Consider the following 1218-nt stretch of genomic DNA (forward strand, 5'->3'; position numbering starts at 1 on the left):
GGGGCGACGAGGGGGCCGGGGGTGACGAGGCGGATGCCGTCGCCGCCTTCACGGCACGGCTCATCCCGCTGTACCCCGCCTGCCGGCAGATGGAGTCCTGGAAGATCGCCAAGGCCGTGGACACCGTGCTCGCCTCCCTGGAGGCCGACGGCTGGGCCGGCGTGGAGGACCCGCTGCCGCCCCGGCTGCGGGCCGACCACGACCTCCCGCCGCTGCCGGAGGCCCTGCGGCGGGTCCACCGGCCCTCCGGGCGTGCCGAGGTGGAGGCGGCCCGTCGGCGCCTGAAGTGGGACGAGGCCTTCGTGCTCCAGGTGGCCCTGGCCCGGCGGCGCCACGCCGACGCCCGGCTGCCCGCCGTGCCCCGCCGTCCCGCGCCCGACGGCCTGCTGGCCGCCTTCGACGCCAAGCTGCCCTTCACCCTCACCGAGGGGCAGCGCCGGGTGGGGGAGGAGATCTTCGCCGATCTGGCCGCGAACCACCCCATGCACCGGCTGCTCCAGGGCGAGGTGGGCAGCGGCAAGACACTGGTGGCGCTGCGGGCCATGCTCGGCGTGGTGGACAGCGGGGGCCAGGCGGCCCTGCTGGCGCCCACCGAGGTGCTGGCCCAGCAACACCACCGCTCGATCGTGGAGATGATGGGAGATCTGGCGGAGGGCGGCCTGTTGGGCGGTGCCGAGCGCGGCACCCGGGTGACGTTGTTGACCGGCTCCATGGGGGCGCCGGCCCGCCGCCGGGCGCTGCTGGAGGCGGCCACCGGGGAGGCGGGTCTGGTCATCGGCACCCACGCCCTGATCGAGGACCGGGTGCGCTTCCACGACCTGGGCCTGGTGGTGGTCGACGAACAGCACCGTTTCGGTGTGCGGCAGCGCGACGCCCTGCGCTCCCGGGCCGAATACCCCCCTCACCTGCTGGTGATGACCGCGACCCCCATCCCGCGCACCGTCGCGATGACCGTCTTCGGTGATCTGGAGACCTCGGTACTGGACCAGTTGCCGGAGGGGCGTTCGCCGATCGCCACGCATGTCGTTCCCGCCGACGACAAACCGCATTTCCTGCGGCGCGCCTGGGAGCGGGTGCGGGAGGAGGTCGCCGCCGGGCGACAGGCGTACGTGGTCTGCCCCCGGATCGGTGACGGGCCGGAGGGGGATTCCGCGGCCGTTCCCGATCCCGACGGCCCCGGGCGGGCCGGGACGGCCGGGGAGCCCGGTGGGGCCGGGG

General features: G+C 75.3%; 1 protein-coding gene. It reads left to right on the forward strand.

Going from position 1 to position 1218, the window contains the following annotated elements; translation table 11 throughout:
* Positions 1 to 1218: ATP-dependent DNA helicase RecG (locus FOE67_RS26200; protein WP_182667305.1), on the forward strand; the 1218-nt coding region annotated here is incomplete at both ends.

This window comes from Streptomyces calidiresistens (genome assembly GCF_014141525.1).
GTDB lineage: Bacteria > Actinomycetota > Actinomycetes > Streptomycetales > Streptomycetaceae > Streptomyces > Streptomyces calidiresistens.